The 16,144-nt window shown below is 58.0% G+C and carries 6 protein-coding genes and 1 pseudogene; 2 read left to right on the forward strand and 5 right to left on the reverse strand.

Annotated features, from left to right (window positions below; translation table 11 throughout):
• Positions 1-225: 225 nt before the first annotated feature.
• The 3 genes and pseudogenes from AC522E_RS18080 to AC522E_RS18090 all read right to left on the reverse strand — a co-directional run.
• On the reverse strand, positions 226-2,322 hold the full coding sequence (locus AC522E_RS18080; RefSeq protein ID WP_500747616.1) for a response regulator: 2,097 nt from the start codon (positions 2,320-2,322) through the stop codon (positions 226-228).
• Positions 2,319-7,892, reverse strand: coding sequence for a hybrid sensor histidine kinase/response regulator (locus AC522E_RS18085; protein ID WP_500747617.1), 5,574 nt, complete (start codon positions 7,890-7,892; stop codon positions 2,319-2,321). Before AC522E_RS18085 ends, AC522E_RS18080 begins: the two co-directional genes overlap by 4 nt.
• Before the next feature lie 404 nt (positions 7,893-8,296).
• Positions 8,297-9,814, reverse strand: a pseudogene (locus tag AC522E_RS18090) (DNA translocase FtsK); the annotation flags it as partial.
• 2,135 nt (positions 9,815-11,949) lie between these two features.
• Here AC522E_RS18090 and AC522E_RS18095 point away from each other — a divergent pair.
• Positions 11,950-12,585, forward strand: coding sequence for a hypothetical protein (locus AC522E_RS18095; RefSeq protein WP_500747618.1), 636 nt, complete (start codon positions 11,950-11,952; stop codon positions 12,583-12,585).
• Positions 12,586-12,622: 37 nt separating this feature from the next.
• Here the strand turns inward: AC522E_RS18095 and AC522E_RS18100 are convergent, their stop codons facing one another.
• Both AC522E_RS18100 and AC522E_RS18105 read right to left on the reverse strand, forming a co-directional pair.
• Positions 12,623-13,912, reverse strand: a complete 1,290-nt coding sequence (locus AC522E_RS18100; RefSeq protein ID WP_500747619.1) for an amidase — start codon at positions 13,910-13,912, stop codon at positions 12,623-12,625.
• A 109-nt stretch (positions 13,913-14,021) separates the two neighbouring features.
• Complete coding sequence (locus AC522E_RS18105) at positions 14,022-15,221, reverse strand: aminotransferase class V-fold PLP-dependent enzyme (protein ID WP_500747620.1); 1,200 nt, start codon at positions 15,219-15,221, stop codon at positions 14,022-14,024.
• A gap of 110 nt (positions 15,222-15,331) precedes the next feature.
• Here AC522E_RS18105 and AC522E_RS18110 point away from each other — a divergent pair, with 110 nt between their 5' ends.
• Positions 15,332-16,138, forward strand: a complete 807-nt coding sequence (locus AC522E_RS18110; RefSeq protein WP_500747621.1) for an IclR family transcriptional regulator — start codon at positions 15,332-15,334, stop codon at positions 16,136-16,138.
• Positions 16,139-16,144: the final 6 nt, after the last annotated feature.

A 16,144-nucleotide genomic window follows, 5' to 3' on the forward strand; every position in this document is an offset into this window, starting at 1 on the left:
CGGCAGGCTCGCAGACCTTCGGCCTCTCGCTTCAACGGGCTCCTCGTTCAAAAAGACAAGGCGCAGCCACACGAAATACAGCGTTAATCCATAAAGCAGATGAAGTGGAGTGGAAAGCTTGCGAGATGTTGTCCAAGTGTACGCGATGCCATTCCGCCCTGGTCGATGGCCGGCCACGGGTGTTACGGTGGAGCGAGGCCTTGCCGCGAAAGTGCCGCGGGGGCGTCAGGAAACGGGAGAGATCGATCTCGACCCCTTATTCTCATCTGACTGCCGTCGAACCATCATGGATTGAATTTTCTCCGCAAGATCCGTGACGCGATATGGCTTATAGAGGAGTTCGAACTGATCGACCTTGTCCACATTTTCGACATAGCCCGTCGTCAGCAGAACTTGCACATCGGGCCTCTCGTTACTGATATAATGCGCAAGGTCAACTCCGGTGACTTCTCCCGGCATACGAACATCGGACAGCACCAGTCGGACTTGGTCATTCGATTGCAGGACATGGACCGCTTCATCGCCGGTCTCAGCCTCGAGAACATCAAAGCCCAAGGAGCTGAGCGTTGATGTTGCAACTTGTCGGACCGATGCATTATCTTCGACAACAAGAGCTGTCTGTCCCGAGCCGAAAGGGCTGACTGGATCCGTTTGCGCGCTTGCCGGAATCTCGCTGCTCTCCTTTGCCCGCGGCAGGAAAATTCGAATTTCCGTTCCCTTATTGGGAGCGCTGTCAATCTCGATATGACCATGAGATTGCTGGACAAACCCATAGACCATGCTCAGTCCGAGCCCGGTTCCCCTGCCGCTTTCCTTTGTCGTAAAGAATGGTTCGAAGACTTTCTGAAGGACGTTCGGTGACATCCCGATGCCTGTGTCGTTGACTGCTAGAACCACAAACTCGCCAGGAGGATGGCTTTGTCCCTCCGCGACCGCTTGGTTTTCGACCGTGATAGTCAGGTCACCACCATCAGGCATCGCATCGCGGGCATTCACGGCGAGATTGAGAAGGGCTGCCTCAAGCTGCGCCCGGTCGACTGCGATAGGCCAAATATCCTGTGCCATCTGGAGATTTGCGTTGATGTGTTCTCCAAGAGTACGGCGCATGAGTTCCAGAAATCCGGGCATCAGCGTCGTCACATTGACCGTGGAGACCTGCAATGGCTGACGACGTGAAAATGCCAAGAGCCGGTAAGTAAGATCCGCGCAATGCTGAGCGCTATCGATAGCCATTCGAATCCGTCGTTCCGCCTTCTTGTTTCCCCTGAGGGTGTTCTGCAGAAGATCGAGATTTCCGATCACAACACTCAGCATATTGTTGAAGTCGTGAGCGATTCCTCCCGTCAGGCGCCCGATCGCCTCGAGCTTGCTGGTATGAAGCAGATCCTGCTCCATCTGCTTGCGCTCCGTGATATCGAACCACATGCCGAAAACTTCGCCAAATCCTCCATCTCCGTCGCGCATGAGAACCGTTTGATCGAGAAAGTGACGTTCCACGCCGTCGGCACAGAGCCAGCGGTATTCAAGCGTGACGCTACCTTCTTCTCTCAGGCGTTGAAGCTCCTTAAGCACTCGTTCCTTGTCGTCGGGGTTGAGACGGGAAGACCAGAGCTCCGGATCGTCGGCGAAGGATTCAGCCCGAAATCCCGTGATTCGCTCAATGCTCTCATTAGTGAACTGGAGCTGACGACTATCCCCACCTACAGTTGAAGTATAGAGTGCGATTGGGAGAGATTGAAGGACGATGGACTGATGCTCTTCGCGCCGCCGCAGCGCTTCCTCTGTCTTCAGCTTTTCGCTGCGAACCCGCAAGTTTTCCATGAGGAGTCGTCGCTCCTCTTCTCCCTGGCGCCGGATTTCCTCGGTCTTTCGGTACAGGTCCACGAAGATGTCGACCTTCGACTTCAGGATCAAGGGCTCGATGGGCTTGAAAACATAGTCGACAGCGCCGGCAGAGTAGCCACGGAATACGTGAAGGTCATCCTTGTTATAGGCTGTCAGGAATATGATCGGGACCCGAGACGAACGGGGCCGCTTGCGTATCAGGTCAGCCACTTCATATCCGTCGAGGCGAGGCATTTGCACGTCGAGCAGAATGACCGCAAAGTCATCCTGAAGCACATGGCGAAGCGCAGCCTCGCCCGAATCCGCCAGGACGATCTCTATTCCGGGAGTGTTGAGGATCTCTGCGACCGCTCTGAGATTCCGGGAGTCGTCGTCCACAACAAGAATCTTGGCAGAGACCAAGTCCTGGATCGTGCGCGTCGGTACCGGTAAAAGACTTGCCGAGCGCGACTCGTGAGGCTTGAACCGCTCTTTCATGATCTCGACCTGGATTGCGCTTCACCATTGGGGGCAGAATGCCCATCTGCGATGTGGGCACTTCGACCGAGTTGAACCCGGAGAACTGCGAGCAGTTGATCGATGTCGATGGGCTTCGAGACATAATCCGTTGCCCCAGCTTCGAGGCATTTTTCCCGGTCTCCCTTCATAGCCTTGGCCGTAACTGCGATAAGCGGCAGGTCGCGGTAGCGCTCAAGTTTGCGGATCTGGCGCATAGTCTCATAGCCGTCCATTTGGGGCATCATGATATCGACGAGAGCAAGGTCGATCCTGGGCATCGCTTTGAGCTTCTCGATCCCCTCCTCTCCATTCTCAGCGAACGCTACCGACATTCCCTGCTGCTCGAGAGCGCTCGTTAATGAAAAGATATTGCGCATATCGTCGTCGATGATCAGAACACTTCGTCCCTCCAAGGAACCGTCATTCCGGCGTTCGACAATTATCGGACTTTGCTCGGACACCAAATTGATAGCACGGTGCAGGAAGAGCGCAGTGTCACCGAGGAGCCGTTCCGACGAGCCCTCTCCCTTCACAATGACAGTTGCGGCAATCCGTTCGAGACGCCGCTCCTCTGTCCTGGTCAGATCCTTACCGGTATAGACAACGATCGGCAGCTCTTCGCCGCCTGGCGTCCTGCGAATGCGCTCAATCAGCTCAGCTCCTGAGATGTCCGGCAGTCCAAGGTCGACGATTGCACAATCGAAACGCCGGGCCTGGATCGCCTCCAGAGCGCCCTCGGCGGTCCCGACGGCCGTCACATCGACTTGATCATCGCGGACGAGTTCAGTGATGCTCATGCGTTGATTGTCGTCGTCTTCTACGAGGAGAAGCTTCTTGACCGGGCGATCGATGAATTCTTTCGTCCGGTTGAGGGCTCCCATGAGTGCGTCTCGGTCGACCGGCTTTTCTAGGAAGCCGAACGCCCCGGCTCTCAGACCGCGCTTCTTCTGGTCGTCCACCGAGATCACATGGATGGGAATATGGCGTGTTCGCGGGTCGTGCTTCAGAAGGTCGAGCAGCGCCCAGCCATCCATATCGGGGAGTCCAATATCAAGCGTAATCGCATGTGGCTTGTAGCGATGCGCAAGGGCTAGGGCAGCTGCCCCATCCATCGCGATGAGGCCTTTGAAACCTTCCTCGCGCGCAAGTTCGAGAAGCACCGAGGCAAACATGGCATCGTCTTCAATGATCAGAACGATACGATCCCCGGGAACGATTGAGTGTCGATCATCGAGAGATGCAGAAAGCGCCATGGCAGCGGGGGGCTGACGGAGAATGGACGAGCTCATGTCATTGGCATTCGTCGGCTCCCCTTCGGCGCTTACGCCAATTTGCGTACCGGACGATGCAGCAGGCACTATATGATTTGCAGGCGGCTTTATCGGAAGGAACAGAGTGAATGTCGCGCCCTTTCCCAGCGCGCTCGACACGACGATCTCGCCTCCGAGCAGGCGTGCAATCTCGCGGCTGATGGAGAGTCCAAGTCCCGTTCCACCGTATTTGCGGCTCGTGGTGCCGTCGGCTTGCTGGAAGGCTTCGAAGATAATTCGCTGCTTCTCCTTTGGAATACCGATGCCTGTATCGGTCACGGACAAGGCTATCCATTCGCTTCCCGCCCGCAATGGCGAGCCCTCTGCCGAGCCGATTTGGAGGGTGACTCCCCCTTGCTCGGTAAATTTGAAAGCGTTTGAAAGGAGATTTCTAAGCACCTGCTGGAGACGCTTTGTATCCGTCTGGATCGCTGGTGGGAGACTGGGATCGACCTCGATATGAAAATCGAGACTTCTCTCCTCAGCGATTTGGCGAAATGTCCGATCCATGTGGTCAACGAGATCCTTGAGGTCAACGCTGGAAATCTCCAGACTGACAGTTCCAGATTCTATCTTCGACAGATCGAGAATATCGTTGATCAAAGAAAGCAGATCGGATCCCGCTGCATGAATCGTCCTGGCAAACTCGCACTGTTTGTCCGACAGATTTCCTTCCGAATTCTCTGTTAGGAGTTTCGAAAGGATGAGGAGGGAGTTTAGAGGGGTCCGAAGCTCGTGACTCATATTCGCGAGAAACTGTGACTTGTAACGTGATGTAAGCGCAAGTTGCTCGGCCTTCTCCTCCAAAGCGGTCTTCGCAATAGAAACCTCTTGGTTCTTGACCTCAACTTCCCGCTTCTGCAACTCAAGAAGGCGCGCCTTCTCTTCCAACTCTTCGTTCGTCTTCTGCAATGTATCCTGCTGCTGGCGGAGAAGCTCTTCGGACTGGCGCAGGGTCGCAGCCTGCTGCTCCAGCCGATCATTAGTCTTCTTCAATTCCTCCTGTTGGCTCTGTAGCTCCGTCGTCAAGAGTTGGGACTGCTTCAGCAGGCCCTCGGTGCGCATATTTGCAGCAATCGTATTTAGGACGATGCCGATCGATTCCGTCAGCTGATCCAGAAAAGACTGGTGAGTTTCTGAGAAGCGATTGAACGAAGCAAGCTCGATGACGGCCTTCACCTCCTGCTCGAAGAGGACCGGCAGCACGATAATGTTGAGAGGAGTCGCCTCGCCGAGAGCTGAGCTGATCTTCACGTAGTCGCCCGGCACATTGGTCAGAAGAATCCGGTTCTTCTCGTAGGCGACCTGTCCGACAATTCCCTCCCGCAGGCGGAAGCGGTTCGCGAGATGCTTTCGTTCTGTGAAAGCGTAGGATGCCACAAGCTCGAGAACTGGTTCGCTGTCGTCTGTCTCCACCGTATAGAATACACCATGTTGTGCATTCACGAGCTGCGCAATCTCTGACAGGATCATATTGGAGACAGTCGAGAGATCCCGTTCCCCTTGCAGCATTCGAGTGAATTTCGCGAGGTTAGTCTTCAGCCAATCCTGCTCCGCATTCTTCAGTGTCGTATCGCGCAGATTGCGGATCATTTCGTTGATATAGTCCTTCAACGCCGCCACCTCGCCCGAGGCCTCGACGGTGATCGACCGCGTCAGGTCACCTTTCGTAACCGCGGTAGCCACGTCCGCAATGGCGCGGACCTGAGTCGTGAGATTCGCTGCCAGCTGATTCACATTGTCCGTTAGATCCCGCCATAGACCTGCAGCGCCAGGAACCCTTGCCTGCCCACCGAGCTTGCCTTCGACCCCCACCTCCCGGGCGACATTCGTCACTTGGTCGGCAAAGGTCGCTAGCGTATCGATCATTTCGTTTATTGTGTCGGCCAGCGCCGCTATCTCTCCTTTGGCATCCACAGTCAGCTTTCGCTTGAGGTCGCCTTCGGCGACTGCGGTGACGACACTGGCGATCCCCCGAACCTGACCTGTGAGGTTGTTCGCCATCATGTTGACGTTGTCTGTCAAATCCTCCCAGACGCCGGCAACGCCTCGTACTTGTGCCTGACCTCCAAGCTTCCCTTCGATACCGACTTCACGTGCGACACGCGTCACTTCGGAGGCGAAGGAGTTGAGCTGGTCCACCATGGTGTTGATGGTGGATTTCAGTTCCAGGATTTCTCCGCGGACATCGACGGTGATCTTCTTCGACAGGTCACCGTTCGCGACCGCGGTCGTCACCTCGGCGATGTTGCGCACCTGGCCGGTGAGGTTCGCCGCCATCAGGTTGACGTTGTCGGTGAGGTCTTTCCAGGTCCCGGCAACACCCTCGACCCGCGCCTGACCGCCGAGCTTGCCCTCAGATCCCACCTCTCGCGCGACACGCGTCACTTCGGAGGCGAAGGAGTTGAGCTGGTCCACCATGGTGTTGATGGTGGATTTCAGTTCCAGGATTTCTCCGCGGACATCGACGGTGATCTTCTTCGACAGGTCACCGTTCGCGACCGCGGTCGTCACCTCGGCGATGTTGCGCACTTGGCCGGTGAGGTTCGCCGCCATCAGGTTGACGTTGTCGGTGAGGTCTTTCCAGGTCCCGGCAACACCCTCGACCCGCGCCTGACCGCCGAGCTTGCCCTCAGATCCCACCTCTCGCGCGACACGCGTCACTTCGGAGGCGAAGGAGTTGAGCTGGTCCACCATGGTGTTGATGGTGGATTTCAGCTCCAGGATCTCACCTTCGACGGCAACGGTGATCTTCTTCGACAGGTCGCCGTTCGCGACCGCGGTCGTCACCTCGGCGATGTTGCGGACTTGCGCCGTGAGATTTGCTGCCATCATGTTGACGTTGTCGGTAAGGTCCTTCCAGACCCCACCGACCCCGCGCACTTGTGCCTGACCGCCGAGCTTGCCTTCTGTGCCTACCTCGCGCGCGACGCGCGTCACCTCTCCCGCAAACGAATTGAGTTGATCCACCATGGTGTTGATGGTGGATTTCAGCTCCAGAATCTCACCCTTCACATCGACGGTAATCTTCTTCGACAGGTCGCCGTTCGCGACCGCGGTCGTCACCTCGGCGATGTTGCGCACTTGGCCGGTGAGGTTGGCCGCCATCAGGTTGACGTTTTCCGTGAGATCGCGCCATACGCCGCCGACGCCTTCTACGCGCGCTTGGCCGCCGAGCTTTCCCTCGGTACCCACCTCGCGCGCAACGCGTGTCACTTCCGAGGCGAAGGAGTTCAATTGATCGACCATGGTGTTGATGGTGGACTTCAGGGCGAGGATCTCGCCCTTCACATCGACCGTGATTTTCTTCGACAAGTCACCGCGGGCAACCGCGGTCGTTACCTCGGCGATGTTGCGCACTTGGCCGGTAAGATTCTCTGCCATCATGTTGACATTGTCGGTGAGGTCCTTCCAGACCCCGCCGACCCCGCGCACCTGTGCCTGGCCGCCAAGCTTACCCTCGGATCCCACTTCCTTGGCGACGCGAGTCACTTCCGAGGCGAAGGAGTTGAGCTGATCCACCATGGTGTTGATGGTATCTTTCAGCTCCAGGATCTCACCCTTCACATCGACGGTAATCTTCTTCGACAGGTCGCCGTTCGCGACCGCGGTCGTCACCTCGGCGATGTTGCGCACCTGGCCGGTGAGGTTCGCCGCCATCAGGTTGACGTTGTCGGTAAGGTCCTTCCAAGTGCCGGCAACACCCTTGACCTTTGCTTGGCCGCCGAGCTTACCCTCAGATCCCACCTCTCGCGCGACGCGCGTCACTTCTGCCGCAAAACTTCCGAGCTGGCCAACCATCGTGTTGACGACCTTACCGATCCGCAGAAATTCGCCCCGCAGGGGGCGTCCATCGGTTTCCAGCTCAATAGCCTGACCGAGATCACCCTTGGCCACAGCGCCAATAACGCGCGCCACCTCGATGGTAGGCTGTACGATATCGCCAATCATGGCATTGACAGAGTTGATACACTCGTCCCAGCAGCCTGTCGCCCCAGCGAGTCGGCCTCGCTCGCCGATCCGGCCCTCCTTTCCGACAACTTTTGCCACCCGGTCGAGTTCATTGGCGAGACCTTGGTTCAGGTCGGCAATGTCGTTGAACGCTTCGGCAATCTCGCCATCGATGCCGATCAAGTCAGTCGGCAGCCGGACGGAGAAGTCGCCTTTACGGAAAGCGCGCAAGGCCTTGAGAAGCAGCCTGTCGTCAAGCTGCGGAGCGAAAGGTTCGACTTCAGGCATAGGCCCCTCGTGATATTATTTCAAATTGGTACAGCCCGGATCCTAAATGCGCTTCAATGGTCTCGTCGACTTCCCCGTGCGGATACCGGCGAAACATAACGGACAAAGGACGAAATGGTTCCGCTCAAATGAACGTTATGGGCGCAGGAGTGATACGCCAATAACACCGGATCCATACTGTTATAGAAACCGGCGAAGGGGGCTGATCCTGCTCTAGGGACCTGCTCAGCTCCCAGCATGTCTCGCTGCGATGTCTGCATCGATTCACGAAGCGAGTTCAGCGACATTCCCGTCACTCGCTTCATCCTGGCCCTGCTATCCAACCTCAGGACATAAAAAGCCCCACCAAATGGCGGGGCTTTTCTTCTTCAGGAGAGTGCTCCGAGGTTGGACATTAGCAACGCTCACCCTTCAAGATCGGGGCTTTCCATGAGGATTTCGCGCTTTCCGGCGTGATTGGCCGGGCCGACGATGCCCTCCTTCTCCATCCGCTCCATGAGCGAGGCGGCGCGGTTGTAGCCGATCTGCAGCCGGCGCTGGATGTACGACGTCGACGCCTTCTTGTGCCGGACGACGATGGAGACAGCCTGGTCATAGAGATCTGCCGATCCGAAACTCAAGTCCTCATCTTCGGGCGCATAAGCTTCCTCTGCATCGACCTCCGTTTCGTCCTCTGCTGTGACGGCCTCAAGATAGACTGGCTTGCCCTGGCGTTTGAGGTGGGCGACGACCTTCTCGACCTCCTCGTCGGAGCAGAACGGCCCGTGCACGCGGGTGATGCGCCCACCGCCGGCCATGTAGAGCATGTCGCCCTGGCCGAGGAGCTGCTCGGCGCCCATCTCGCCGAGGATCGTGCGTGAGTCGATCTTCGAGGTCACCTGGAACGAGATCCGCGTCGGGAAATTCGCCTTGATCGTGCCGGTGATCACGTCCACCGACGGCCGCTGGGTGGCCAGGATGACATGGATGCCCGCCGCCCGGGCCATCTGCGCCAGGCGCTGGATGGCGCCCTCGATCTCCTTGCCCGCCACCATCATCAGGTCGGCCATCTCGTCGACGATGACGACGATGTAGGGCAAGGGCTCGAGGTCCATGACCTCGTCCTCGTAGACCGCCTGGCCGGTCTCGCGGTCGAAGCCCGTCTGCACCGTGCGGGTGATGACCTCGCCCCGGGCCTTGGCCTCCGAGACCCGGGCATTGAAGCCGTCGATGTTGCGCACGCCCAGCTTCGACATCTTCTTGTAGCGGTCCTCCATCTCCCGAACCGCCCAGCGTAAAGCAATGATCGCTTTCTTCGGGTCCGTCACGACGGGCGTGAGAAGATGCGGGATGCCGTCGTAGACCGAGAGCTCGAGCATCTTCGGATCGACCATGATCAGCCGGCATTCCTCGGGGCGGAACCGGTACAACAACGACAGGATCATGGTGTTGATGGCGACCGACTTGCCCGAGCCTGTGGTGCCGGCGACGAGCAGGTGCGGCATGCGCGCCAGGTCGGCGATCACCGGCTCGCCGCCGATCGTCTTGCCCAGGCACAGCGGCAATTTATGCTGCGAGATCTCGAAATCCTGGCTCGCCAGCAGTTCGCGCAGAAACACGGTTTCGCGCTTGTGGTTCGGCAATTCGATGCCGATGGCGTTGCGGCCGGGAATGACGGCAACACGGGCCGACGTTGCGCTCATGGAGCGGGCAATATCATCCGATAAGGCCATAACACGCGACGACTTTGTCCCCGGTGCCGGCTCCAGCTCGTAGAGCGTTACCACGGGACCAGGATGGACATGAATCACATCCCCTTTCACGCCGAAATCGCGGATGATCTTCTCAAGCCGACCGGCTGTCTCTTCGAGAATGTCCTCGGCCATGATTGGCTCTTGGCGCTCAGGCGGCATTGCAAGGTAGCCAAGCGCCGGCAGTTCATAGCAATCCGTGATGGCAGCAAGGGCGCTCGGACTGGAACCATCTTTCGCCGAAGCGAGAGCAGCGCTGGTAGGACGCTCCTCTAGGAGCGGCGTGCGAGAACCTGACTCGAGAAGAGCCTCAAGGTGTGCTGCTCCAAAGTCTTCAACAGGATCGGCTCCCACGGTCGGAGCCGCTTCGGGAACTGCAACCGCGCATTGAGCCTTCTTAGTCCTGCTGATTGAGGGCGCAAGGACCAGATCGGCATAGAGAGCCAGATATCCCTGGTCAATCGGCTCACTCTCGTGTTCTTCGAGGCAGGAACCGTTCCGGTCCCCTTGCATCGAAAGCTGAATCCCCCTTGCTGGAGGAGCCGCCGAAACACCGCTGGTCCTGTAGAAACTGTAGTGCCAATCTGAATAGACAACTTGGGGAGAAACGAACAGGACCTCGTTGTCCATAGTCTCCGCCTCGAGCCCAGATGGGCTGCGAACAGCCTCCTGCGACACGTCCGCTACATCCTGGACAGAAGTTGTGTCGGCTGGGACTTCATCGATAGATGCGTTGACATCACTGACCTGGCAGACGGGCTCCAATTTCATTGAATCGGTAGCCGCGTTGGCATCTCGGAACGTTTCGTCCAGAGGTGCAGGATAAGTCGCCAGTAGTGTCGCCATTTGCTTCCGTACAGCTGGTTCTTCCTCTCCCGGGGAGTGATGATCTACCTGAACCTTGATCGATTCACCGTTCGACTTTGCGCGGACGGGTGGCATGGACGATTGCGTCGTGCGTTCGACCGCATTCTCCGGTCGGCTGCTTCCCCGAAGAAATCTGTCTGGGGTGCGCGTACATGTAGCACCAGCAACCACAAAGGCCTGCCACCAGGCTGGCTGAACTGTGGGCGTCTGCGCAGCTGGAGAGTTGGGCACCGCTTCCGGCAGGTGGGCGCCGGCACTTCGTTGCCGCGGCGCCTCCATATGCCGGGACGGCTGTGTCACCTCGTCTCGCATGACGCGAACCGGGGCGCGACCGAGCCTGGAACCGGCGGCTTCAGGCTCATGAGTGTCTTGAAGGTGTGATTGTGCAAACGGGGTAGGTCTGGTCGGACGCATCTGATCTACGAAATTTGGAGACTCTCGCCTCACGATGGACGTTGATGCGCAATGTGGGTCGGACAGGTAAAGAGAGGGTTAGGCTGCAGCGAGACAGGGCCTTTTCCGAGCCACTGAATCGAAGGAATTGTCCATGAACGCAAGGAACTAGCAGGCATTTGCCGTTGTCTAAAAATCTTCTGTGATTGGATACCTTCCGCAACGGCATGGCTCGCCGTTCCAGGGGCCGTCCGAACGAAGTTCGGCTGATTCTTCGAAATTCGGATTTGGCAAGACATCGATTCACGCGGTGGTGATTAAACGGTTAATTGCTGTGGCAACACGACGTGCTGGGCACGTCAACGCCCTAATTCAGGCGATATCACTGCCTGCTTGGCGTTTCCGCTGCAGCTGCTTCCGAAGCTTGCCGGTCAAAAAGCCTGTACCCATCGAAGGGTATAGAACGGGCCACCAGAGCCGGTTCTATTCTCGGCACAACGGGGAAAGTGGGCGGGCTCGGTAAGCGTGCCGCGCACATTATGTATAATCCGGACATCACTGCGACATGTATAATCCGGACATCACTGCGACACGCGTCGCCCGATCTCTGCAAGTGTCGCTCCCTTGACCGGTATCGACGACCTTTGCTTGAGGAGAAGCGCATCATGCCGGCAGAGCACGTCATCCACAGTGGAGCATCGAACTTGGCGGCGTTCCGTCCTCTGGCCACTTTGGCATAGTACATCGTAATCCGCACCGTGCGGACACAGCCCTTGATTGGCCGTGTGGGGAACGTGCGGCGGCCCCTCTCTAGCCTGCGATCGAGGGCGGACGGCTTCAGCAGACATAGCTAACCCTTACCGCGACAAGCCTTCCGACATTGCCCTGTTTATACTGTTACCTAGCACTGCAGTCTGGAATATTAGAACAATATAGGAACGGACGTAATTTTTGTGGCGTCAAACTGGGATGCGGGAACTGTTTTCCCTCAAAAGGCATATAGAGTGCGGTAAAATCCGATCGAAGTGGAAAAGCTACTTCGCTTCACGAGCATTTGGAGACGAGCGATGATCAAGTCGGCTCTCCTTATCGGCACCGCTTGCATGGCGGTCACCCTCGGCACCGTTCAGGATGCGCAGGCCCAGCCTCGGTTCCGAGGAGGCGGATTTCATCCCGGCGGCGGATTCTACCGGGGCGGATTCGGCGGCTGGAGGGGCGGCTATTATGGCGGCTACGGTTATCACCGCGGCGGATGGGGAGGCGGTGGAGCACTTGCCGGCGGTCTGATCGGAGGCGCTATCCTGGGCGGTCTTGTAAGCGCAGCAGCAACCCCCGCGTATGCGTATCCCTATGGGGGCTATCCCTATTACGGGGCATATTCCTACGGCTATCCTTATGGCGGAACCTACTACCGCACAGCCTACTCCTATCCGTATTATGGCTACGGCTACGGTTATACGCCGTATGCTTATTCCTATCCCACCTATGCCTATCCACGCTACGGGTACCGCTACGCGTATCCTGTCGCAAATTATTACCCGGGCGGTTACTACAGACGTTATCCGGCGTACCGTGTCCGCACCGTTTATCGGGCACGCCCGGTCTACGGCAGAGTACGGCCGATCGCATCGGTTCGTACGGTCGGCTCGATCCGTACAGTAAGACCGGTCGCACATCGTCCAATGCGCGCGCGTGTGAGGTGACGTGTTCGCACATCGAGCCGCGGGCGTAACGCAGTCGCTAGGATAAGAGGGCCATTTCAACGCTTGCCGCGACTTCAAGCAGCCGTCGATCTTGGCCATTGCGCGCCATGAGCATCAAGCCAACGGGCCGCAACGTGTTGGGAATTGGCAGCGAGATCGCCGTGAGATCGAACTGATTTCCAGGCGTCGTGTTGCGTAGGATCAAGGTATCCGCTCTATTGTAGAGCTTCTCCTCGGCCACGAGCGGGGCCATAAGAGGTGCTGTGATGGCCGTCGTCGGCAAGGCGAGCACATCGAACGGCACGAGGCGCTTGTCCATTGCCGCTACCAAGTCGCTACGCTTCCGTATCATCCGGATATAGGATGGGGCTGATACGCTTCGCCTCAAGGCGATCCACTTTTGCACCCGAGGGTCAATTTTGTCGCCTCGTGACTCGATCCATTCCGCATGGATGGCAGCAGCCTCGACCGATGCAATTGACGCATCCGAGGTAGCCTCGGCCATTTGTTCGAAGAGGTCCTCCAGGTCACATTCGACAATGCGCGCTCCGGCGGCTGACAACTTGCACAAGCACTCCTCGAAGGCGTCTCCTACTAGCGCCTCGGTCTGCGAGAAAAGGCGACCTCGTGGTATGCCGATACGCATGGCATGGATCGCAAATGGCTCCAGCGGAAGCGGCTCCTCACCTGCCATGATGGCGTCGGCCGCCGCGCAATCGGATACAGTCCGTGAAAGCGGTCCGACCGAATCGAGACTGTACGACAGTGGAAATGCACCGCCGATTGGTATGCGTCGTGCCGTTGGCTTGAAACCCACAACGCCATTGAAGGCAGCGGGGATGCGAACCGAACCACCGGTGTCGCTGCCGATGGAGACGTCACTCGTTCCTTCTGCAACCGCCACACCGGCTCCGGAAGACGAACCGCCGGGAATGCGATCAGGATCCGTCGCATTGCCAGGGGTTCCAAAATGCGGATTGAGTCCAATTCCCGAGAATGCGAATTCCACCATATTCGTCTTGCCGAGAACGATGGCACCTGCCTGGCGCAATCGCCGGACGATAATAGCGTCTTGCTCAGCGGGAGCATGATCTCTAAAAGCAATGGATCCTGCGGTCGTGGCCTCGCCTGCTACATCAAAAAGATCCTTGATCGAGGCAATGACCCCATCGAGGGGCCCTAAGGTCAAGCCATCGCGCCTTCGGGCATCTGCGGCATTGGCGGCCGAGCGTGCAGCATCTTTGTAGATTTTCAGATAGACGCGCTCATCGTGGGCACGGCTTTCCAAACGTTCGAGAATTGCCTCGAGCCTGTCGCGAACGCTCATCGTCACTATCAGTCTATCCCGGGAAGAACGCTCGGCATCGCGGATGCAGAGCACTATGCTTGTCTAGTATGCAGCAAGCTCACCGCACTGTCACGCCGCGCCTCACATCTCAGTTCGGCCATCGCATGAGAGCCTCGACGCGCCGGTTGCGCCGCCGCTCGATGGGCGTTGTAATTATCTCGTTTGATTGGCGGGCCTTTTCCAGTTCTTCGACCAACCTTCGGGCGACGACGCTTTCCTGACCCGGGTGAAGATTACAGGGGTCCATATAGAAGAATCCGTGCTCAATCTCATGATCACGGACCACAATCGGTGTCGGTCCGGATGAGAGCGCATCGGCCAAGTCCCAAGCGGTGATATGTGCCTCCTGCGGCTCGACGAAAACCTTGAGACGATCGAGCGGGTTGTGGGTGGGATCGGGCTCGATCACGGCTGTCACACCCGGGCGACCGTCGAGCGTGTCGCGCCAAAGTCTGAGATAGCCATCCTCCCGCGCACGAATGGCAACGTGATCGCGCTTGTCCCACGCCTCGAGCGCGGCAATGGTGCCGGCCATGCCCTCCTTGCCGATCTTCATGCCGCGGCCGATTCCCGAATTCTGGAGATAGGCGGCCCGGACGAGTTCCGTCCTCCCGGCGACAATGCCCCCCGTAGGACCTCCCAAAAACTTGTGCGAGGAATAGAGGGCGATATCCGCGCCCATGGCAAGGAATCCCTTAAGATCGTACTCCGACGCCGCATCGACGATCACTGGGACCCCCCGGCCGTGGCAGACAGCGACGAATTCATCGAGCGGGATCAGGCCATACTGCACCGTATGGTGCGACACCACGTAGATTGCGGCTGCCGTCATATCGGTGATTGCGCCGTCGAGTTGATACGCATGTGCCGAGGTGGCCTGGCCAACAGGAACGACCTTTGCGCCAGAGAGCCGGATCCCCTGCTCTACGGGAGCGCCATAGCTCACCATATGGCCGGTCTGAATCAGGACTTCGTTCTTGAGCCCTGTGGTCTCTGGCAGACGCTCGATTGCGGCAAGGTTTGGACCCGTCATTGCGCCAGCAACGGCCAAAGTAATTCCCGCAGAACAAGAGGCAGTCACAAAGCCGGCTTCACTGTTGCACAATTTCGCAATGACTTGGCTTGCCCTCTTTTGCAGATCGTCGATTTCCACGAACTGCGGAAGAATGGCTGCAACGGCGTCGATGGCTTCAGGAACCACGATCGAAGCTCCGAGTGACGTCATGGTCCCCGAAACGTTGATGACCTGGCGAAGGCCAAGCTCGCGGCGAATGTCGTGCTGGTCCATGAAGTAAGTCCTTTTTTAGCGGGAGCGCCGGGGATCTATTCCATTATTCAGGAAGTTACTTTATTGTAATGGGACCCTTTTGATGCCCCAGGATGCCAGGAGTTGCGACCGTGGATGCCAAGACGCCAACTGGAACGCGCTTCTCCGCCGGCACCAAGCATATTCGCGGCGCCCGCGTGAGCGGCATCGACCGCGCGATTCAGATTCTCGACTATCTTCGTGACAACGAGAGCCCCGCGAGCGCCTACGCCGTTGCCAAGGCGATCGGCGCTCCGCTCTCGACGGTTTACGCGATCATTGACGACCTGGTCGACAAGCTTCTTCTGCAGCGGAGAAGCGATGGGAGTCTCTGGCTCGGTCCTCGGCTCTACCATTACGGCTTGGCTTATGCGAGATCCCTTGATTTCCTGGATGTTGCCACCCACGAAATGCAGGAGCTTTGCCGCGAGGTCGAAGAAACGGTCCAGATTTGTGGACGCGACGACGACCATATGGTGGTCATGGCCATGGCGGATGGACCAGGGCACTTCCGCGTGATTTCCCGCGTCGGAACCCGAGTGCCGTTGAACTGGACCGCATCGGGACGCCTGCTGGTCAGTCATCTGCCGGACGCCGAACGTCTTGCCCTCTTCCAGCGGGCGGCGCGCGTTTCCCCGACAGGTCATGCCCAGGTCGATGCGAAGACTTTGTCCGACGCCTCTAGGGTGGCGCTGAAAGAACGCCTCTCGGTTCAAATCAGCGAATCCGACTTTTCCGTTGCCTGCATAGCCTCGCCAATCTGCAACCCAGAAGGAGCCTGCGTCGCGACGATGTCCATCGTGCTTCCCGAGCACAAGGTCATGCAATCCCGAAAGCTCTATGCAGACGCTGTTCGCGCAGCAGCTGCGCGAGTCGAGACAATTCTGGGCTGGCGTTGACATCGC

The organism is Microvirga sp. BF8 (genome assembly GCF_059888585.1).

Bases quoted from the DNA above. Each gene is read 5' to 3' on its own strand.
- AC522E_RS18105 (WP_500747620.1), bottom strand. From the start codon at position 15,221: ATGGACCAGCACGACATTCGCCGCGAGCTTGGCCTTCGCCAGGTCATC.
- AC522E_RS18085 (WP_500747617.1), bottom strand. From the start codon at position 7,892: ATGCCTGAAGTCGAACCTTTCGCTCCGCAGCTTGACGACAGGCTGCTT.
- AC522E_RS18095 (WP_500747618.1), top strand. From the start codon at position 11,950: ATGATCAAGTCGGCTCTCCTTATCGGCACCGCTTGCATGGCGGTCACC.
- AC522E_RS18100 (WP_500747619.1), bottom strand. From the start codon at position 13,912: ATGAGCGTTCGCGACAGGCTCGAGGCAATTCTCGAACGTTTGGAAAGC.
- AC522E_RS18080 (WP_500747616.1), bottom strand. From the start codon at position 2,322: ATGAAAGAGCGGTTCAAGCCTCACGAGTCGCGCTCGGCAAGTCTTTTA.